Here is a 19,829-nt window from a genome sequence, read left to right on the forward strand (position 1 = left end):
TTCAGGGGATCGAGGGGGCGGCGGTGACGGAACAGGTCACGACCGGGACGCTGGTCACGACCGGGACGGACGTGACCCGGATGCGGGAGCTCAACGCGCTCAGCATCGTCCGGGCGCTGCGGGGCAACCCGCCGTCCACCGTCACCGAGCTGGCCACCCGCACCGGACTGTCCCGGCCCGGCACGGACGTCATCGTGCAGGGCCTGGTCGCCGACGGCTGGCTCACCGTCGTGGAGCCCGACGGCAGCAGCGTCGTCGGGCGCCCCGCCCGCCGCTACCGGTTCAACGCCGGCGCCGGGCACGTGATCGGCGTCGACGTGGGCGCGCACAAGGTGCTGGCCATGCTCGCCGACCTCGACGGCACCGTCACCTGGACCACCCGGCTGCCGGTCGACCCCGGCGCCGACCCGGCCGCGCGGCTCGCCGTCGCCGACGCGGCCGTCGACGAGTGCCTGGCCGCGACCGGCCTGCGCCCGGAGGACATCTGGGCGATCACCGTCGGGGTGACCGGGCCGGTCGACGCCAGCGGCCGCACCACACTGTTCACACCGCTGCCCGGCTGGGCCAGCGTGAACCCGGCCGAGCACCTGGCCGCCCGCTTCTCCTGCCCCGTCCAGGTGGAGAACGACTGCAAGCTGGCCGCGCTCGCCGAGCGCTGGCAGGGGGCGGCCCGCGACGCCGACGACATCGTCTACCTGCTGGCGGGCATGCGCACCGGCGCCGGACTGATCATCGACGGCACGCTGCGCCGCGGCTACGGCGGCGCGGCCGGCGAGATCGGGGCGCTGCGCGCCGTCCGCTGGCTCACCGCGCCCTCCCACCTGGAGAACTGCGCCAGCCTGCCCGCCGGAATCGATACCGACGACGCCGCCGCCTGGGTGTTCAACGCCGCCCGCTCCGGAGACAAGGCGGCCAGGACCGCCGTCCGCCGCTACACCCGCGACCTCGCCGTCGGCACCGCCGCCCTGGTCCTCACCCTCGACCCGCAGGTCGTCGTCCTCGGCGGCGGCTTCTCCCGCTCCGCCGACCTCATCCTCGGCCCGCTGGCCCGCGAACTCGGCCGCACCTGCCTGCGCGTCCCCGAGATCCGCGCCTCCACCCTCGGCGCCGAGAGCGTCGCCCTGGGCGCGCTGCGCCTGGCTCTCGACGAGGTGGACGCCCGCCTGTTCGGCGTGGGCCTGCCCGCGCCGGTCGCCCCCCGTGCCTGACCCCGGGGGCGATTCGGGAGCCCTCGCGGGTCAGCCCACCCGCCGGGCGATCGTGACACCGTCACGCACCGGCAGCATCACCGACTCCACCCGGCTGTCCCGCGCGATCGTCTCGTTCAGGCCGCGTACGGCCACCTGCGCCTCGTCCTGGAAGGCCGGGTCGAACACGCGCCCGCCCAGGAACACGTTGTCGAGGACGACGAGCCCGCCCGGGGTCAGCCGCGTGACCACCTCCTCGTAGTAGTCCGGGTAGCTCTCCTTGTCGGCGTCGATGAAGGCGAAACCGACCACCGGCTCGGCCGGAAGCGCGCGCAGCGTCTCCAGCGCCGGCCCGATCCGCAGGTCGATGCGGTCGGCCACCCCCGCGCGCTCCCAGTAGTTCCGGGCGATCGACGTCCACTCCCTGCTCACGTCGCACGCCAGCAGCCGCCCGTCCGGCGGCAGCCCCCGGGCGATGCAGATGGAGGAGTAGCCGGTGAACACCCCCACCTCCAGCGCCAGGCGGGCGCCCGACATCCGCGCCAGCATCGTCAGCAGGGCGCCCTCGTCGTGCGAGACCTGCATACCGGCCGCGCCGCCCGTCTCCTCCCGCGTCCTGACCACCAGATCCCGCAGCACCTCGTCCACCGGAGAGCAGTGCGTGAGCAGGTAGTCGTCCACGACGGGGGACAGGGCCCACGCCGTGTCGCCCCCGACCGGAGGCGACCAGTCGACCACGAGCTCCTCCTGGGTGGCGAACCGCAGCAGGTGACGGGTGACCACGTCCCGCACGCCGAGCAGCGCCTCCTCGGCGGCCGCGGTCGCGATCATCTCGAACCCGCCGGGGCACGGCCGCAGCACGCAACGCCCGGACCGCAGCTCGATCACCGCCCGGCCGTCGCCGCCCAGCACGGTCTCCGCCTTGTGGCCCATGTGCGACACGAGCTGCCTGATGTAGCGCTCGGGCCTGTCGGTGACGACGTACGCCGTCGAATGAGGCATCGGCTTCCTCCATGTGACACATCAAGCGTCGAGACTTTTCGACGCTTCCGGCCCGGCGATTCTGCTGGCCCGCTCGCCCGTTTGTCAAAGCGTCGACCATCCTCGACACTTTCTCCCGTGAACGACGAGACGACGACGGGGGAGCACCCCGCCCACGACCCCGACCTACTGGAGCTACGTACCCCCGCCCAGTTCAAGGCTCTCGGCCACCCCGTCCGTCACCGCATCGTCAACCTGCTCCGCCAGCGCCCCGCCACACTGGGGGAACTGGCCGCGGCACTGCGTGCCGCCAAGGGCACCATCGCCTACCACGTCCGCGTCCTACGCGACGCCGGCATCGTCCGCCTCGCCGGCACCCGGCACGTACGCGGCGGCACCGAACAGACCCTCGCCCTGGTCAGCCGGGGCTTCCGGCTGCACGAGGAGGCCGCCGCCGGCCCCGACTTCCTCGTCAGAGCCGCACTCGCCGAGATGCTGCCCGCCCGGCCGGGCCAGGCCGAACACACCCTGCTGAACCACCTCTGGCTCACCCAGCAGGAGGCCCACGCGCTCATCGCCCGTCTCCGCGACCTCCTGCCCCCTCCCGGCCGCACCCCGCCCCCCGGCGGCGAGCCGTACGGGCTGCTGCTCTCGCTCTACCCCGCCGACATCCCCACCCTGCCGCCCGGCCCCTCCGACGAAAGCGCCGCCAGGAACAGCGCCTCATGACGCGCGATATGCGCGCTGTCGGTGAGATACAGCAGATCGTGCCCCTCCGCCACATGAGCGGCGAACGCCTCATGACCCGCCGCGGCCTCCGCACGCATATGCGCGACCAGATGCCCCAGCCGGGCCCGCGCCGTCTCCGCCAGCACCTGCCGGTCCGCCACGCCGAGCCGGTAGGCGTCGGCGAACACGCGCAGCCGCCGCGCCTGCTCCTCCACCCCCGGAGCGCTCCCGTCACGGCCGGGATCATGCAACGGCACGAACCGGTACGCGGCATAGGCCACGTCCCACACCCGCGGCCCCGGATGCGCGGTGTCGAAATCGATGAACGCCACCGGCCGCCCCTCCCGGAAGACACAGTTGTACGGCGCCACGTCACCATGACACACGACCTCCGCCGGAGCGCGCGGCGAAAAGTACCACTCGGCGCCCTCCGGAGGCGTGAAGCCCACCGTCGCGTCGTGGTAGTCCCGCAGCAACGCCCCCACACCCGCCAGCGCATCATCCGCCATCGCGTACGGCGGCAGGGGATAGTCCGGCACCTCACCCGGGAGGAAATCCAGCACCTCCCGCCCCTCGCCGTCACACCCGTGAGCCCTCGGCGCGCCGCCGAACCCGGCCGCCGCCAGATGATCCAGCAGAGCGTGCACCGCCGGCGTCCACCGGCGGGCGGGCCGGCGCACCGTGCCCCCGACCCGGACGACCCGGTTGACCCCGCCCCCGGTCAGCTCCTCCTCGTCCGCCTCCGGGAAACACGTTCCGGCCGGACCGGCGAGCGCCGCGCGCAACCTCTCCGCGAGGCCGGCCGCCTGCCGGACCGACCACGGGATCACCCCGTTCTCCGTCATCAGCGCGTGGAACTGCTGCCGCTCGTACGGAGTCCCGGGCGGCAGCGGCGCGACGTGCCAGTGCAGATGCGCGTTGCCCTGCCCGCTGCCCAGTGACAGCAGATACGTACGCTCGGAGGGGACCACCGCCTCGACCGCCAGGGCGACCCGGCGCACCGTCCGCATCAGCCGCACGTACGCCTCCTCGTCCAGGTCGCGCACCACATGCTCGACGTGGGCCTTCGGCGCCACCAGAACCTTCCCCGGCAGCGTGGGGTAACGGTCGAGGAACGCGATGTGCTCATCGTCTTCGAACACCACCTGTTCGAAGTCGTACGCGGGGTCGCCCGCCACCACCGCACAGACGAAACAGGGGCCGCCCCTGACCCGCCGCACGTACGCGGCGACATCGAAGTCTTCCCTGGAGTGGGGGAGCGGCCCACCCGGCTCACGCCCCTCCTGCTCGTACCCCTGGGAATGGTGCCGGTCGAGCTCCGCCATGCCGTGATCGTACGAGACCCGGCGCGGGGAAATCCCGTTGCACGGCCACGGGAACGGCGGCGACACTCCCCAAATGACCGACCACCTGCCCCCCGACGGACGCGCCGGAATCGACGCGGCACTGGTCAAGCGACTGATCGCGGACCAGTTCCCGCAGTGGCGCGACCTGCCCGTCACACCGGTCCAGGTCGACGGCCGGGACAACCGCACCTACCGCCTCGGCGAGGAGATGACGGTCCGGCTCCCGACCGCCGCCGGCTACGCACCGGCGGTGGACAAGGAACACCGATGGCTGCCGGTCCTCGCACCGTCGTTACCCGTCGCCGTGCCCGAGCCGTTGGCCAAGGGCGCACCGGGGGCGGGATACCCGTTCGAATGGTCCGTCCGCAGGTGGCTGGAGGGCGAGACCGCCTCCGCCGGCCGCATCGACGACCTGCCCGCGTTCGCCGTCGCCGTGGCCGAATTCCTCCTCGCCCTGCAGAGCGCCGACGCCACGGACGGGCCGCGAGCCGGTGCGCACAGCTTCCACCGCGGCGCATCCCCGGCCCACTACGACGACGAGACCCGCCGCACCCTGGCCGCGCTCGACGGCCGCGTCGACACCGCGCGGGCCACGGCCGTCTGGGACGCCGCGCTCAAGGCGACCTGGCAGGGCGCGCCCGTGTGGTTCCACGGCGACCTCGCGAGCGGAAACCTGCTGGTCAGGGAGGGGCGGCTGACCGCCGTCATCGACTTCGGGACCTCGGGCGTGGGCGACCCCGCATGCGACCTGGTCATCGCGTGGACCATGTTCGCGGGGGAGAGCAGGAAGGCCTTCCGCACGACCGTACGCCAGGACCCCGCCACCTGGGCCCGGGCCAGGGGATGGGCGCTGTGGAAGGCGCTGATCGTCCTTGCCGAGGTCATCGACACGGACAAGGCGCAGGCCGCCGAACAGCTCCACGTGATCGACGAGGTCCTGACCGACCACGAGACATGACCGGAACGCGACCTCGCTCCGCCTGGACGTCACCGGGGGAGGATGAGGTATGACCCCGGCACGAAACCCTCGCTCATGACGACCCCGGAGGTCGCCGTCCTCGTCGGGCTGCAGGCAGCGGGCAAGACCACCTTCTACCGCCGGCGCCTGGCGGCGACCCACGCCCACGTCAGCAAGGACAACTGGCCGAACGCCCGCCACCGGCAGCGACGCCAGCTCCGGGTCATCGCCGAGGCCCTGGGGGAGGGGCGGAACGTCGCCGTGGACAACACCAACCCCTCCCCGGAGGAGTGGGGCCCGCTCATCGTCGCCGCCAAGGAACACGGCGCCCGGGTCGTGGCCTACTGGTTCCCACCCGACCTCACCGCCTCCCTGGACCGCAACGCGCGGCGACCCGGCCATGCGCGAGTGCCCGAGATCGGCATCCACGCCACGGTGAAACGCCTCCGCCGCCCACGCCTGTCGGACGGATTCGACGCGGTCCACACGGTGACCTTCGACGACCAGGGCGGCTTCACCGTACGAGACCAGGACACGGCGGACAATGGTGGTGAGCAGCCTCCGGGGTTCCGAGGGCATCCATCGGGAGGGAGGGCCGGCATCGTGGGCGAAGCCCGCCGGGTGCGCGACAGATACAACGCCGCGTTCAACGCGCATGACATCGACGCGCTGCTCGGCACGGTCAGCCCTGGCGGGGCGTTCCTCGCCCCGGAAGGCATGGCCGAGGGCCGTGAGGAACTGCGCTCCTACCTGGAGGAGTTCTGGGCGGCCTTTCCGGACGTGCACACGGTGCTTCTGGAATCGTTCGACGTCGACGACATGACGGTCGACGAACTGGTGCTGATCGGCACCCACAAGGGGCGCTACCGGGGACCAGGCGGCAGGGTCATCCCGCCGACGGGCCGCCCGCTGAACCTCCGCTGCTGCTACGTCTGCACCGTCGAGAACGGACTGATCATCAGCCTGCGCATGTACTTCGACCAGCTGGAGCTGCTGTCCCAGCTCGGCGTGCCCCTCCCGTGAACGCGCGGCACCGCCGCTTGGCGAGGGTCACCCCCGCCAAGCGCTCGGATCACGGCCCTGACGATCACGAGGTAGGGAAGTAGGGCGGCGCCACGCCCCAACCCCACCGGGGGACGGGAGCCTGCCGCGGAGGCCGGGCACCGGGCTGGGAGTTGGCGAAGGCGAGCCGGGTGCCCCACTCGATGTAGCTCGCGAAGGCGGCGCGGAACTCGGGGTCCGCCGGCAGGCCGACCACGTCCGCGGCGTCCATGAGGAGATTCACCCAGCGGCGGCGCTGAGGTTCGGTGATGGCCTTTCCGAGGTGCTGGACCAGCATGTGGTGGTAGCCGCCCCGCTCGTCGGTGTAGCGGGACGGACCGCCGAAGACCTCCGCCAGCCACATCGCGACGTACCTGGGGTGTCCCGGGTCCATGTGGGCGAAGAGGGGACCGATCAGGTCGTCCTTGAGAACCTGCTCGTAGAACGTCTCGGTGAGCCGCTCGAACGCCTCGGTGCCGCCCGCCCAGTCGTACAGGCTGGGGACCGAGGAGCCGGTGCCACGCACGGCGGTGCGCTCGTAGTGCCGCATCTCCTCGATCTGCCGCACGTACGGTTTGATCGCGGAGAAGAACGCCCCGAAATGCTCGCCAGCACGGAAACCCTGCAGGTGATCCTCGGCCGAGGTCCACGTGATGCGCAGGATGTACCACTCGGGCTCATCGACGCATCGCGACAACTCGTAGTCCACGCACTGAGGCGCGGCCGCCAAGGGCACCGCGGCGCGTTCGTAGGCGGCTTCGAACTCTTCCGCGTCCTGCTGGTCGATGCGGTAACGGATGTATTCGACGATCACGTCAGCGCCGCTTCAGGGGGCCGCACTGCCAGAGGATAAGATCATGCTTGCATTGTAAGCATGTAACTCCCATTAGAGCGCGGGCGACGACGGCTCAGCTCGCCAGAAGTGGCTGATCACGCGGAGTCCGTAGGATCAGCGCGGAGCATCTCAAGGAAGGCCGTGGCCGCCGGAGACGGCCGGTTGTCCCAGATCAGGTACTCCACCCGCGTGGGAGCATCGCGAAGGCGAATGACCCGCAGGTCGGGAAATCGCGGCGCGTACGCGGCGGGCAGCATGCCCACCCCGAGGCCCTGCCGCACCAGATCGACCATGAGGTCCGCGGACGACACCTCGAAGGGCACATCACGGCGGACTCCCGCCGCCGCGAAGGCCTGGTCCGACTGCGCTCGACCGGCCGCGCCGACGCGGAAGTCGATGAACGGCTCGTCCGCCAGGCCCCGCAGGTCCGCCTCGCTCTCCGTCCGGTGGTAATCGGGCGCGACCACGGCGACCAGCTCACCTCCGCCGAGGAGGCGGCTCTGGACGCCCTTGGGTTCCATGCGCGGGGGCAGACCGAGGAACGCGACGTCCACGCCGCCCTGCCGGACCCGCTCGATCAGCTCGTCGCTGCCCGCCGCGGCGAGCGTGATGCGCACCCGCGGATAGCGCCGGCGATAGTCCCTCAGCGCGACCGGCAGGTCGACGGCCGCCACCGTGGGAATGGTGCCGACGGCGAGCCTCCCGCGGATCTCCCCGGCGGCGGCCGCTACCTCGGCCCTGGCGCGGTCCGCGGCCTCCAGACACTCCCGCGCCGCGGAGAGGAACGCCTCTCCGGCCGGTGTCAGCCGCACACGCCGGCTGGTCCGCTCGAACAACCGCGCGCCCAGCTCCCGCTCCAGAGCGGCGATCTGATGACTGAGCGCCGACTGCACCACACGGCAGCGCTCGGCCGCCCGGGTGAAGTTCGACGTCTCCGCGACTGCCACGACGTACCTCAGCTGCTGCAGTTCCACCGAACCATAGTGAACCACGATCAATACCGATGAAAAGTATGTGTTGGACTCATTGATCGGTGGTCGCGCACCCTTGATGTCGGCGGCCACCGGGCCCTGCGCCACCGCCGACTCCTTCCGCCGCGTCGAGTGCCAGATGCCACCTGCCGGCGGTTGATCAACCATCAGAAAGAACACCAATGGACACCTACGACACACACCCGCACTCGACCTTGAGATCATGGCTCGGCGTCGCGGCGATCACCGCCAGCCTCTTCGCCTTCCTCACGACCGAGCTGATGCCCGTCGGCCTGCTCACCCCGGTGAGCACGAGCCTGCGCATATCCCTGGGCGCCGCCGGGCTGATGGTCACCCTGTACGGCGTGTCAGCCGGGCTCGGCGTGCCCTTCATCGTGGCCTGGACCAGGCGCGTCAACCGGCGCGTCCTGCTGTCCACGCTGCTGGCGATACTGACTCTGGGAAACACGATCACCGCCATCTCGCCGAACTATCCGCTGGTCCTGACGACACGGCTCATCATGGGCTTCGCCAGCGGGGTGTTCTGGGCCATAGGCGTGAGCATGGCGATGCGCCTTGTTCCGCCACGCCACGCGAGCAGGGCGGCCGCGATCGTGATGTCCGGCATCTCGATCGCCGCGGTCGTGGGCATACCACTGGGAACAGTCCTGGAAAGCCTCACCGGCTGGCGAACCACGTTCCTGATCTGGGCCGGCCTCAGCATGCTGGTGTTCCTCGCGGTCGCCGCCGTCATCCCATCGCTGCCGTCGACGAACGCGGTCTCGGTGCGGGAAGTCTTCGGACTCCCGCTGAAGAACGTGCCGCTGCGTCTGGTGCTGTTCACCGTCGTACTCTTCGTGCTCGGCCACTTCGGCGCATACACATTCGTGCGCCCCTACCTGGAGCAAAGCACGTCCGCCACGCCCTTCTTCATCACCGCGGCGCTGATGGTCTACGGCGCGGGAGGCGCGGCCGGGAACTTCGTCGCCGGATACACGGTGAACAGAGATTCGCGGGGCAGCTTCATCGCCGGCTGCGTAGGACTCGTGATCTCCTTGCTGCTGCTGCTCACCATCGCTCACGGGCAGGCCGGATCGATCGTCACGCTGATCCTCTGGGGCGTTTCCTTCGGCGTCGTCCAGCTCTCCCAGGTCAACATGACGCAGGCCGCTGCTCCCGATACCTTCGAAGCCGCGATGTCGCTCAACACCATGGCGTACAACACCTCGATCGCCCTCGGGGCGCTATTCGGCGGGCTCTTCGCCGATCACCTGGGCGTCACGGGTGTCGTCTGGTTCGGTGTGGCACTGACAGCGGCTTCGCTGCTCCTCACACTCGGCACCCGCCGGAAGACCGCACACCCCGTCCCCGACGACACGTCGGCACCCACCCGTGAACAGGCGGTCCCGGACCGGACCTGAACCGGCCCGAGAGATCCGAGGCGAAAGCACAGGGCCGGGGCCGGACCTACTCCGCTGACGTGCGCACCCTGCCCCCGGCGCCAATGCGCTGGCCGAGGAAGAGAGCCGCGCGGTCCAGTGCCTCGTCAGCCTCGTCCAGGACGCCGACGAACGACTGGAACACGTGCGGCACGTCGGCGGTGACGTCCAGGATGACATCCACTCCGGCCGCCCGCGCCCGCGCGGCCAGGCGCGTGGAGTCGTCCAGCAGGAGCTCGTTGGTGCCCACCTGGAGCAGCATCGGGGGAAAACCGGTCAGATCGGCGAGGACGGCCGGGCTGAGGAGGGGCTGGTGCGGGTCGGCTCCGGCGAGGTACATGGCCCCGGTGTGTTCAACGGCCTCGCGGGTGAAGATCGGATCGATGCCTTCCTTGGTGTCCATGCTCTCGCCCGTCCGGGTGGCGTCGAGGCCCGGGGAGAACGCCACGATGGCGGCGGGCAGCGGAAGACCTGCGTCGCGCGCGGCGAGGCAGGTGGTGACGCTGAGGCCGCCGCCGGCGGAGTCGCCGACGAACGCGACGGCCGAGGGATCCTCACCGCTGTCGAGGAGGGCGCGGTAGGCGCCCAGGGTGTCTTCGATCGCGGCCGGGAACGGATGCTCGGGGGCAAGCCGGTAATCCACCGAGTACGCCTCGAAGCCAGTCCTGGCCACCAGGTTTCCCGTCAGCGTCAGGGCGGTCTCCGGAGAGCCGAAAACCCAACCGCCGCCGTGAAAGTACAGGATCGTCCCGGCGCGACGCCCGTTGTCGGGCTCGACATGCAGTGCGGGCCGGTCGCCCAGCGTTGTCCGCGTGACGCGGATGTCGTCGGGCACGATCATCTGGGCCATCAGCGCCTTGAATCCGGCCCGGAGGGCCTCGACCGACCGGGGGCCCGCGGGCCGCGGCTGTCGCATCATCGCGTCGACCTGGGCGCGCTGTTCCTTGCTCATGGGGTACTCCCGCCGTAAGTAGCTTCCTGAACACTATATTCCTAGGAATCTAACTTGGAGTACGAGGAGTCGCCCCGGCCCGTTGCCTGGGTTTCAGCGATCCAGTCGGTGAGGCGGCGCAGGAACGTCATGGCGATGGGGGGTGGGTCCTGCGCCATCACGCTCGCGTGGAAGGCGTGCGGCATGCCCTCGTACAGGTCGAGGGTCACGTCGACACCGGCAGCGGAGGCGGCCGCCGCGAAGCGACGGGTATCGTCCAGCAGCACCTCTGCCGTCCCGGCCACGAGCAGGAGCGGAGGCAGGCCGCGCAGGTCGCCGTGCAGCGGAGACTGAGGAGCCTGATCGGCGCGGGCCCCGGCCAGATACTGCGCGGTGACATGTTCGGCGACACGGCGATTTATCACATCTCGGCCGTCGTTGGAGTCCAGGGACCGGCTGGACAGGGTCAGGTCGGTCAGCGGGGAGATCGCGACGGCCGCGCCGGGCAGGGGATCGCCCGCTTGCTTGAGCGCAAGCAGCGCCGACAGGACGAGCGTGCCGCCCGACGACTCGCCGCACATGATGATGCGATCGGCGGGAACGCCTTGCTCCCGCAGGCTCCGGTAGACGGCCACGACGTCGTCCAAGGCGGCGGGGTACGGATGGGCGGGGGCCAGGCGCTGGTCCACCTTGAACGCGGGACGCCGGGTGGCCTGGGACAGGCGGCAGGCCATGAGAGGCTCCAGCGCCGGCTGGGTGTGCTCGAAGCCGCCCCCGTGCACGTACAGCGTGACGCCGTCCACGGTGGCCGAGCCTCCGGCGGTGCTGACCCACACTCCTGGAACGCCTCCGGTATGAGCGAGCGCGGGCGTCACGTCGGCGGCGAGCGCCGGAGCGCGGGTGAGCAAAGCCCGGATCGCGGCCATCACGGCCGCGTGGTCGTCGGAGGTGGCGGGGACGCGCATGACGTTCAGACGATCCTCGTACCGGGGCGGAGGGTCGCCTTCCGGCTGGTCCGGGAAGGAACCGGAGCGCGGGGTCAACGCGACGACAGGCAGAACGCGGCCGGACTTCGCCTGATAGTCGGCCCAGCCGGAGTCGGCTTCCACGGCGCGGGCGAAGAGCCGCTCGCGTTCCTCGCCTTCCAGGACGGTGGCCTCGGCCTCGATCGTGAAGACGCCGGTCTCCACGGTGACGTGAGGGTTGGCACGCAGATTGTGATACCAGGCCGGGTGGTGCGGCGCGCCGCCGGCCGAGGCGATGACCAGCATGCGGCCCCCCTCGTCATGCAGGTAGCCGAGGGGGACCGTGTGGCGGACCCCCGAGCGGGCGCCGGTGGTGGTCAGGAGGAGCAGCCTGGCTCCCTCGAAAGGGCCGCCCACTCTTCCGCGGTTGGCGCGGAATTCCTGGATGATCTGCTGGTTGAAGTCGTACGGCATTCTCTGCTTTCTTGTTCCGGGCATGGCGAAACCGCCTCACCGAATGAGGGCTGGCGGTTGTGAAGGAATGGCGAAAACGCGCGCGGCGGCAAAGGGGTGACGTGGCGGCGATGCCGCCGACGCCGCAGGGCGCGCCGATACGCGGTGAAAGGAATTTCAGATCAGGAGGTCGGAGATGCGGCGGGCCTCGCGCCCGCCCGGCCCTCACGCCGTGGCCGGGTGCCTCACTCGCTTGTGGCCCATGGCCGACCCGGCAGTCACGGAGTTCACGTTATCGCCACCTCAAGAATGCGGCAACACCGCATCTGTATCCATTTGTGACATGGCGGAGGCAAGCCCGCCCTGCGTGGTCCGTGATAAGTTCGCCGTCACCGCACATCGCTGCGAACTGAGGAGGTGAGACCGATCAACGCTGTGACAGGTCGGGACTCCCTCCTTCGCATCGCCTAGGGGAGTGCCCGCAGAAGGCATCCCGAAAGGCGTCAAACGCTTTGCGCTTCATCTCCCGGACGTCGTCGGACGGCGTCACCGAACAACTCTTCACCCTCGGCGAGGTCCCCGGTGTGCTGTGGACGCCGGAAGGCGCCGCCGGGGCTCGTCCCCTGATCCTGATGGGACACGGCGGCGGGCAGCACAAGAAGGCCCCGGACGTCATGGCCCGTGCGCGCCGCTTCGTGGCCGAGTGTGGTTTCGCGGTGGCGGCCGTGGACGTGCCCGGCCACGGCGACCGGCCGAAGGACGAGAGGTACGACAAGATCGCGACCGAGAACCAGGCTCGCGTGGTGGCGGGGGAGGAGCCGGCTCCGCTGATCGCCGGTTTCCAGGCGCTCGTGGCCCGCCAGACCGTCCCGGAATGGCGGGCGGTGCTGACGGCGCTCCAGCGACTCGAGCACGTCGGCGCCGGCCCGGTGGGCTACTGGGGCGTGTCGTTGGGGTGCGGTCTCGGCGTCCCGTTCGTCGCCGCCGAACCCCGGATCCGCGCTGCGGTGCTGGGGCTGGGCGGGGCGCTGGCATCGGCCGGGGCCGCCGCGCGGATCACCGTCCCGGTGGAGTTCCTGCTGCAGTGGGACGACGAGCGGGTGCCGCGGGCGCACGGCTTGGCGCTGTTCGACGCCTTGGCCTCAGCCGAGAAGACGCTGCACGCCAACCCCGGCAGGCACGGGGAGATCCCCGAGTTCGAAACCGACAGCTCGCTGCGGTTCTTCGAACGGCACCTCGGTTAGGGCACCGCTTCGACCTATACCGGACAGAATTCACCTTCTGTCCGGTATGGGACTGAATGGGGATATTTGACCTGTCAAGAGCCCTTTGTCGTACCAGAGGAGGGGTGCGAGCGTTCTCGTTCGGCGATGTGGGCGCCAGAAGGAAAATCTCGGGACCCGGGTGTCGAGAATGCGGCGCCGGCTCCGTCTCCGGTACGCCAGCGGCCACGACGGGCGGCCGCGCGACGAAGGAGGATCACCATGGCGATCCAGCGGATGGACAACGTCGGCATTGTCGTCGACGACCTTGAGGCCGCCATCGCGTTCTTCGTGGAACTCGGCATGGAGCTGGAGGGCAAGGGGCTGATCGAGGGGCCTTGGGCGGCACGTCTCGTCGGGCTCGACGACCAGCGAGTCGACATCGCGATGATGCGGACCCCGGACGGCCACGGGCGGATCGAGCTGGCGAAGTACCACACGCCGACGGCGATCAGCGGCGTGCCGGAGGACGCCCCGGCGAACACGCTGGGCATCCGCCGCATCATGTTCGCCGTCGACGACATCGACGACGTCATCGCCCGCCTGCGCGCCCACGGCGCCGAACTCGTCGGCGAGGTGGTGCAGTACGAGGACGCCTACCGGCTGTGCTACATCCTCGGTCCCGAGGGCATCGTCGTCGCGCTTGCCGAGCAGATCGACTGACGGCCTCGTCGCGGCAACAGCGCAGAGTTGGTGTCATGTGCGCATCGAAGGGGCGTTGCGAAACTCCAGGCCATCCGCCCTTTCGAGCCCCTTCCCGCATTGCTCGATAATGAACATTATGTCAAGTAAGCCGATCTGGCCCCGCTCCTCCCGGTGCTGGGCCACGGAGATCTGCCGATCGTCGCACTCGCACGGGTTCCGGTGACCATTTCCCGTGACCTTCGCGGACGACGACGCCGGTCTCGCGCAGTGTCTGAGGCGCCGGCCGTCGGTACGTCTGTTGACCCGGCGTGAGCTGGACACTCCCCTGCGTTCGTACGATCTGTCGGATCTTGACGAGGCGGAGCTCCGGCAGATCGCCTACTGGCAGCCCGGGACCCTCGGCGAGCTGCTGTTCCACCACTGGGACTGAGACCGGCGTGCGCGGCATGCGCCATTGGTTACGGACAGTGACCACTCCCCCGCTGTTCAGGCGCTCGTGCCCGCGTGCATGAGCGCGACGTACCCCTCCTCGAGGGAGGGCTGGACCGGTACGGCGCGGGGGTCGGGCCGGGTGGGGCTGACGAGGCGGTAGTGGGTGCCGTCGGAGCGGCTGACGGCGGACACGACGACGCCGCCGGCGGGCGGCGGTCCCTGGCCGACCAGTTCCCAGGTGATGCCTTCGGCCCGCTGGACGATGTCGGCGACGGGGCCGTTGAAGACGACCCTGCCGCGGGCCATCACCGCGGTGTCGCGGCAGGTCTGGGCGACGTCCTCGACGATGTGGGTGCTGAGCAGGACGGTGCGGCCGGCGGCGATGGAGGCCAGGAGGGTGCGGAAGCGGATGCGTTCCTCGGGGTCGAGGCCGGCGGTGGGTTCGTCGACCACGACCAGGGCGGGGTCGCCGAGCAGGGCCTGCGCGATGCCGACGCGGCGGCGCATCCCGCCGGAGAAGCCGCGGAGCTTGCGGCCGACGGCGTCGGTCAGGCCGACCATGTCGAGGAGCTCCCCGATCTGACGGCGGCGGGCGGCGGTGTCGTCGAGTCCCTTGAGCAGGCCGACGTAGTCGAGGAACTCCTGGGCCGACAGGTCGGGATAGAGGCCCAGATCCTGGGGCAGGTAGCCGAGCCGGCGTTGTACGGCCAGGCGGCCGGTTCTGGTCGTGAGGTCGTGGCCGCCGACGCGTACGGTGCCTGCGGTGGGCGGCAGCACTCCGGCGAGTACGCGCATGAGTGTCGTCTTGCCGGCGCCGTTGGTGCCGAGCAGGCCGTACATGCCGCCCGGGACGGCGAGGTCGAGTCCGTCGAGGGCGGTGACCTTGCCGAACGTGCGGCGCAGCCCGGTGATCTGGATGTCCATGCGAGGTGTCTTTCAGGAGGTCAGGCGGACAGGTTTCTGCGGCGCAGCAGCGGCGGGGCCAGCGCGAGGGGCGGGAGGCTGAGCAGGAGGAGCAGGGCGATGGCCAGGACGGTCGTCGTGCCGCCGGGCTGGGGGCGCAGGAACTCCAGCCAGCCGTCGGCGCCCGCGTACAGGGCCCGCTCCCCCATCAGCCAGGTCGCCGGGTAGTCGCCCAGGGGGGTCAGCAGGGTTCCGGTCAGTGAGGGGAACAGGTCGGGGTTGAGCATGTTGCCCCAGAACCAGTAGCCGACGAACAGCACCCGGAACAGCGGGGCGGTCGTCAGCAGCGGGCAGACGAGGGCGAAGGCGGTCACGAAGGCCAGTCCGGGGAGGGTGATCAGGGCGAAGGCGACGACCGCCCAGGCGAACAGGGCGGGGTCGTGCCGGTGGGCGGTCTCTGCTGCGGCGGCGGTGAGGAGAACCAGCGCGGCGGGGACCGCGGTGGAGGCCAGGCCGCCGAGGTACTTGCCGGCGACGAGTGCGCCCCGGCCGGTCGGGAGGCTTTCGAGCAGGGATGCCAGGCCGAGTCGCCGGTCGCGGGTGAGGCGGTCGGCGAGCACCATCCCGAAGCCGATCGGCAGGAGGATGGACATCAGCAGCGCCCAGCCCGCCATCACCTCGCGGGGCGGTGTGCCGAGCGGCAGGTGGCGTGGTCCGCGGTCGCCCTGGGTGAGGGTGAGGACGACGGCGAGGACGGCGGTGGTGATCCATAGGGACCGTTTGCGGATCTGCATGCGGAACTCGTAGCGGGTCACCGCCCACGTCTGTCGTGCGGTGGTCATGTCTCCTCCTCGGTGAGCAGGCGTTCGGGGCGGCGCAGCAGGATCAAGGCGAGGGCCGCGAGCAGGGCCCCGGAGGTGGTCAGCGCCGCGCGGTTGGCGTCCCAGTCGGTGGGGACGCCGATGCGGGTGGTCATGAACAGGAAGAACGGGCGCAGCCCGGGTGTGGTGGCGAAGGACGTGGCGAACAGTTGCTCGCCGAGCCATACGGCGGCGACGGTCGTGGTGGCGAGCACGACGCTGCGTCCGAGTGCGGCGACCAGGAGGGCGAGCCCGGTGAGCCACAGGAGTGGGGCGGCCCAGACGAGGGGCGCGTACGGCAGGCCGGGCCCGTTCCACCAGCCGCCGAGGGCGAGCGCGGCGGAGAAGGCGATGGACAGGGCGGCGCTGAGGCCGCCGAGGACGGCCAGGCGGCGGCCGAGGGTGGTGGTGTACGGGGTGGGCAGGGTGAGCTGGAGTTCGCGGCTGGGGTCGCGGGAGACGACGGCGACGGCGGCCATGCCGGCGGACAGCGGGATGAGCGCCTCCAGCCCGGTGAGCAGGATGCGTTCGAGCTGGGGGCGTGCGGTGCCGAAGGCCGCGGCGGCCGCGGTGAGGGCGAGGGTGGCGGCGAGCGCGGCTGCGGGGGAACATGCGGTCCAGCCCGCGCGGCGCAGTTCGTGCCGCCACAGGGGTAGGTGCTTCACGGGGTGTTGGTACCTGCGGGGGCGTGAAGGTTCATCGCCATGGGTGGCCGGTGTGGCGGGACCGGGGCAGGCGCGGGCTGAGCAGGAGTGTGGCGGCCACGAGGGCGGCGGCGGAGGTCAGTACGGCGGGGCCGGGTGTCCACAGGGGGTCGACGATGCGGAGGAGGGCGGGGCTGAGGCCGGTCGCGGCGGTCTGGCCGGTTGACAGGGCACGGGCCAGCCAGAGTGCGAGGGCGGTGATGACGCCGGCGGAGGGCCGGTAGAGGACGGAGAGGGCGAAGCTGGTGGCCGACAGGGGGACGAGGGGGCCGAACCAGGCGGTGACCAGTCCGGCCGCTCCCCCGCCGGAGGTGAGTGCGGTCAGTGCGAGGGTGGCCAGGAGGCCGGCGGTGACGGTGGCGGTGAGCACGAGGGTGAGCCGGGCCAGCAGGACCACGCGGGGTGGGGTGGGCAGGGCGGCGGCGAGTTCGGCGGGCGGGTCGTTGTCGGTTCCGCAGGCTCCGGCGACGGCGAGCGCGGCGGCGAGTGGCACGGTCATGGCGAGGACCTGCGCGGCGTGGCCGGTGGGGGCGAGCGCTGCCAGGATGGCGCCGCCGGCGATGAGTGCGGCGGCGAGTGCCCAGACGGGCCATCGGATCAGGGTCCGCTGGCGGGTGAGGATGCCGAGTGCCCGGTGGAGGGGCCGGGTGCCGATGTCGCCCCGGTAGGCGGGAACGGGCCGCGTGCCGGACGGGTGGGGGCTGGGTGTCAGGCGGCTGCGGATGGCGGCGAAAAGGTGCGGGGGCGGTGGGGCGATGCGTGCGGTGTCGTCCTGTACGGCGGTGGCGGTGCGGTGCCAGGCGCGGGCCTGGGTGGCGCAGGCGGGGCAGGCGGCCAGGTGCGCGGTGACGGCTGCGGCGTCGTCGCCGGTGAGGTGGCCTGCGGCGTAGGCGGGCAGTCGGTGTGTGGGATGGGTCATCGTGGTCTCCCCTCGACCTCGACGGGCAGGGCTCTGGCCAGGGCGGCGCGGGCGGTGAACAGCCTGCTTTTGACCGTGCCGACGGGGATGTCCAGGATCTGGGAGATCTCGGCGTGGGACAGGCCGGCGGACAGGGCGAGGGTGAGGACTTCCCGGTGGGTGGCGGGCAGTGCGGTGAGCGCGGCGGCGACGGCGGCGGTGTCGGCGCGGGCGAGTGCCACGACTTCGGGGTCGGGTTCGGTGGATGGGAGGTGGGCGGCCTCGTCCAGGGGGCGGGGGGCGGGGCGGCCGCCGTTCATGCGTTTGAGCGCTTGGCGGCGGCAGATGCCGTACAGCCAGGTGCGGACGGTGGAGCGGCCTTCGTAGGATCCGGCCGAGCGCCAGACGGCGATGAACGTCTCCTGCAGGGCCTCCTCGGCGGTGCCGCGGTCGCGGAGCAGTCCTTCGGCGTAGGCGAGCAGGGCGTGGGCGTGCCGGGTGTAGAGCCGTTCGAAGGCATGCTCGTCACCGGTGGCGACCAGTCGCAGCAGCCGGAGGTCCGTGTCGTCCATCGTCTGTGGGTACTGTGCCGTGCTGCGGGGTTCGGCATGAATCACTGTGATGCCTGTCACAGCCTGGTCCGACTGCTGCTTGTGGGTGGAGCCGCGGGCTCAGCGGCTCACGGTGGTCTCCCGCTCCATGTGTGACAGCTTCTCGGGGTTGCGTACGGCGTAGAGCCCGGTGATGAGGCCGTCGTCGATGCGGACGGTGATGACGGTGTCGATGTCGCCGTCGATCCGGACGATCAGTGCCGGGTGGCCGTTGACCTGTGCCGGCTCCAGCGAGGCCCCGGGGGTGATCCTGCTGAGTACGTGGGCCACCTGGTCGGCTCCCACGAGGGGTGCCAGCGCGGCCTGCTTGAGTCCGCCGCCGTCCGCCAGGAAAACGACGTCGGGGGCGAGGATGTCGAGCAGGCGTTGCAGGTCGCCGGTCTCGACCGCCTGTTGGAAGGCCTGGAGGGCGTCGCGGGTCTCGTTCGGGGAGACGGTCTCGCGTGGGCGCCGGGCGGCGACGTGTGAGCGGGCGCGGTGGGCGATCTGGCGTACGGCGGCCTGGCTTTTGCCGACGGCTTCGGCGATTTCGTCGTAGTCCAGGTCGAACACCTCGCGCAGGACGAACACCGCCCGCTCGGTGGGTGTGAGTGTCTCCAGCACCAGCAGCATCGCCGTCGAGACGCTGTCGGCCAGCTCGACGTCCTCGGCCACGTCCGGCGCGGTCAGCAACGGCTCGGGCAGCCACGGCCCGACGTAGGACTCCTTGCGGCGGCCGAGGGTACGGAGTCGTTTCAGCGCCTGGCGGGTGGTGATCCGGACCAGGTAGGCGCGTTGGTCCCGCACCGTTTCGAGGTCGACGGCCGTCCACCGCAGCCAGGTCTCCTGGAGGACGTCCTCGGCGTCGGCGGCCGAGCCGAGCATCTCGTAGGCGACGGTGAACAGCAGGTTGCGGTGGGCGACGAACGCCTCCGTGGCCGGATCCGTGGCGGAGTCCATCCGGCCGCCGGCGAGCGGCTCGGCCGTGTCCGTGTGTCTCTCGCTCATTCGCCGGTTCCTGTCTGTGGGTTCTCGACCGTGCTGTGCATACGATCCCGGTTCCTATCGCTTTGTGACACCCGCGGCCGGTGGCGTACGTCACACAGCCGCGCTGTCACAGGGGGCGGGCCGCCGGGATCTCTTGCTCGTCAGGACGCCGCGCCGGTGATCGGCGCGGCACCGCGATGTCACGAGTGGAGGACCACGTCCATGGAACCCCGTATCGACCTGATGGCCAACGAGCTCGGTGCCAGGATCGCCAAGCGGATCTACGGCGTCGCTGTGGCGATCCAGCAGTCGCCGCTCCCCCAGGCCACTCAGGACCTGGTGATGCTGCGCGCGAGCCAGATCAACGGCTGCGGTTTCTGCGTCGATTACCACACCAAGGACGCCGCGGCCGCCGGGGAGAGCGCGGTCCGGCTGCACCTGGTGGCCGCCTGGCGCGAGTCCACGGTGTTCACCGAGGCCGAGCGGGCCGCGCTGGCGCTCACCGAGGAGGGCACCCGGATCGCCGACGCTCACCGGGGTGTGTCCGACCAGACCTGGGCCGAGGTGCGCGAGCACTACGACGACGACCAGATCGTCGCGCTGGTCTCCCTGATCGCCATGATCAACGCCAACAACCGGCTCAACGTGATCGTGCGTAACCCGGGGGGCTCCTACGAGCCCGGCATGTTCGCCGGCATGGCGAACTGAGAGG

The 19,829-nt window shown here is 70.9% G+C and carries 21 protein-coding genes; 9 read left to right on the forward strand and 12 right to left on the reverse strand.

All coding sequences use genetic code 11. The annotated features are described in order from the left end of the window. The first annotated feature begins 23 nt into the window (after positions 1-23). On the forward strand, positions 24-1,208 hold the full coding sequence (locus tag Msi02_RS13065) for an ROK family transcriptional regulator (RefSeq protein ID WP_204048591.1): 1,185 nt from the start codon (positions 24-26) through the stop codon (positions 1,206-1,208). A 30-nt stretch (positions 1,209-1,238) separates the two neighbouring features. Here the strand turns inward: Msi02_RS13065 and Msi02_RS13070 are convergent, their stop codons facing one another. After that, complete coding sequence (locus Msi02_RS13070; RefSeq protein WP_308441803.1) at positions 1,239-2,189, reverse strand: DUF2218 domain-containing protein; 951 nt, start codon at positions 2,187-2,189, stop codon at positions 1,239-1,241. 117 nt (positions 2,190-2,306) lie between these two features. Here Msi02_RS13070 and Msi02_RS13075 point away from each other — a divergent pair, with 117 nt between their 5' ends. Next, the gene (locus tag Msi02_RS13075; RefSeq protein ID WP_204048592.1) at positions 2,307-2,897 is read left to right on the forward strand and encodes an ArsR/SmtB family transcription factor; all 591 of its coding nucleotides are present in this window, start codon (positions 2,307-2,309) and stop codon (positions 2,895-2,897) included. Here the strand turns inward: Msi02_RS13075 and Msi02_RS43945 are convergent. Continuing rightward, positions 2,825-4,222, reverse strand: coding sequence for a phosphotransferase (locus Msi02_RS43945; RefSeq protein WP_275414127.1), 1,398 nt, complete (start codon positions 4,220-4,222; stop codon positions 2,825-2,827). The two genes, Msi02_RS13075 and Msi02_RS43945, sit on opposite strands and share 73 nt — an antisense overlap. Before the next feature lie 73 nt (positions 4,223-4,295). On the opposite strand from Msi02_RS43945, the gene Msi02_RS13085 reads away from it, so the two are divergent. After that, positions 4,296-5,201 (forward strand): aminoglycoside phosphotransferase family protein, encoded by a 906-nt coding sequence (locus Msi02_RS13085; RefSeq protein WP_204048593.1) that lies wholly within the window; start codon positions 4,296-4,298, stop codon positions 5,199-5,201. A 75-nt stretch (positions 5,202-5,276) separates the two neighbouring features. After that, positions 5,277-6,224, forward strand: coding sequence for an ester cyclase (locus Msi02_RS13090; protein ID WP_204048594.1), 948 nt, complete (start codon positions 5,277-5,279; stop codon positions 6,222-6,224). Positions 6,225-6,288: 64 nt separating this feature from the next. On the opposite strand, the gene Msi02_RS13095 is transcribed toward Msi02_RS13090, so the two are convergent. Beyond that, the gene (locus tag Msi02_RS13095; RefSeq protein ID WP_204048595.1) at positions 6,289-7,056 is read right to left on the reverse strand and encodes a group II truncated hemoglobin; all 768 of its coding nucleotides are present in this window, start codon (positions 7,054-7,056) and stop codon (positions 6,289-6,291) included. A 116-nt stretch (positions 7,057-7,172) separates the two neighbouring features. After that, complete coding sequence (locus tag Msi02_RS13100) at positions 7,173-8,051, reverse strand: LysR family transcriptional regulator (RefSeq protein WP_204048596.1); 879 nt, start codon at positions 8,049-8,051, stop codon at positions 7,173-7,175. A gap of 179 nt (positions 8,052-8,230) precedes the next feature. On the opposite strand from Msi02_RS13100, the gene Msi02_RS13105 reads away from it, so the two are divergent. Further along, positions 8,231-9,469, forward strand: a complete 1,239-nt coding sequence (locus tag Msi02_RS13105; RefSeq protein WP_204048597.1) for an MFS transporter — start codon at positions 8,231-8,233, stop codon at positions 9,467-9,469. 46 nt (positions 9,470-9,515) lie between these two features. Here the strand turns inward: Msi02_RS13105 and Msi02_RS13110 are convergent, their stop codons facing one another. Beyond that, on the reverse strand, positions 9,516-10,439 hold the full coding sequence (locus Msi02_RS13110) for an alpha/beta hydrolase (RefSeq protein WP_204048598.1): 924 nt from the start codon (positions 10,437-10,439) through the stop codon (positions 9,516-9,518). 41 nt (positions 10,440-10,480) lie between these two features. Continuing rightward, positions 10,481-11,881, reverse strand: a complete 1,401-nt coding sequence (locus tag Msi02_RS13115; RefSeq protein ID WP_239108369.1) for a nitroreductase/quinone reductase family protein — start codon at positions 11,879-11,881, stop codon at positions 10,481-10,483. A 467-nt stretch (positions 11,882-12,348) separates the two neighbouring features. Here Msi02_RS13115 and Msi02_RS13120 point away from each other — a divergent pair, with 467 nt between their 5' ends. The 3 genes from Msi02_RS13120 (at position 12,349) to Msi02_RS43950 (ending at position 14,173) form a co-directional block, all read left to right on the forward strand. Next, positions 12,349-13,080, forward strand: coding sequence for a dienelactone hydrolase family protein (locus tag Msi02_RS13120; RefSeq protein WP_204048599.1), 732 nt, complete (start codon positions 12,349-12,351; stop codon positions 13,078-13,080). Positions 13,081-13,335: 255 nt separating this feature from the next. After that, the gene (locus Msi02_RS13125) at positions 13,336-13,761 is read left to right on the forward strand and encodes a VOC family protein (RefSeq protein WP_204048717.1); all 426 of its coding nucleotides are present in this window, start codon (positions 13,336-13,338) and stop codon (positions 13,759-13,761) included. Positions 13,762-14,041: 280 nt separating this feature from the next. Next, positions 14,042-14,173, forward strand: a complete 132-nt coding sequence (locus Msi02_RS43950; protein WP_275414128.1) for a hypothetical protein — start codon at positions 14,042-14,044, stop codon at positions 14,171-14,173. A 56-nt stretch (positions 14,174-14,229) separates the two neighbouring features. On the opposite strand, the gene Msi02_RS13130 is transcribed toward Msi02_RS43950, so the two are convergent. From Msi02_RS13130 to Msi02_RS13155, 6 genes are all read right to left on the reverse strand, one after another. Then, positions 14,230-15,099, reverse strand: a complete 870-nt coding sequence (locus Msi02_RS13130) for an ABC transporter ATP-binding protein (RefSeq protein WP_079321088.1) — start codon at positions 15,097-15,099, stop codon at positions 14,230-14,232. A gap of 20 nt (positions 15,100-15,119) precedes the next feature. Next, the gene (locus Msi02_RS13135) at positions 15,120-15,920 is read right to left on the reverse strand and encodes an ABC transporter permease (protein ID WP_204048600.1); all 801 of its coding nucleotides are present in this window, start codon (positions 15,918-15,920) and stop codon (positions 15,120-15,122) included. Then, a complete protein-coding gene (locus tag Msi02_RS13140; RefSeq protein ID WP_204048601.1) occupies positions 15,917-16,603 on the reverse strand; it encodes a hypothetical protein in 687 nt (228 codons plus the stop codon). Before Msi02_RS13140 ends, Msi02_RS13135 begins: the two co-directional genes overlap by 4 nt. Before the next feature lie 31 nt (positions 16,604-16,634). Further along, positions 16,635-17,561, reverse strand: a complete 927-nt coding sequence (locus tag Msi02_RS13145; protein ID WP_204048602.1) for an anti-sigma factor family protein — start codon at positions 17,559-17,561, stop codon at positions 16,635-16,637. After that, positions 17,558-18,112, reverse strand: a complete 555-nt coding sequence (locus tag Msi02_RS13150; RefSeq protein ID WP_204048603.1) for an RNA polymerase sigma factor — start codon at positions 18,110-18,112, stop codon at positions 17,558-17,560. Before Msi02_RS13150 ends, Msi02_RS13145 begins: the two co-directional genes overlap by 4 nt. 99 nt (positions 18,113-18,211) lie before the next feature. Further along, positions 18,212-19,138 (reverse strand): RNA polymerase sigma-70 factor, encoded by a 927-nt coding sequence (locus Msi02_RS13155; protein WP_204048604.1) that lies wholly within the window; start codon positions 19,136-19,138, stop codon positions 18,212-18,214. 201 nt (positions 19,139-19,339) lie between these two features. Here Msi02_RS13155 and Msi02_RS13160 point away from each other — a divergent pair, with 201 nt between their 5' ends. Continuing rightward, on the forward strand, positions 19,340-19,825 hold the full coding sequence (locus tag Msi02_RS13160; RefSeq protein ID WP_204048605.1) for a carboxymuconolactone decarboxylase family protein: 486 nt from the start codon (positions 19,340-19,342) through the stop codon (positions 19,823-19,825). The last annotated feature ends 4 nt before the right edge of the window (positions 19,826-19,829 follow it).

The organism is Microbispora siamensis (genome assembly GCF_016863095.1).
GTDB lineage: Bacteria > Actinomycetota > Actinomycetes > Streptosporangiales > Streptosporangiaceae > Microbispora > Microbispora siamensis.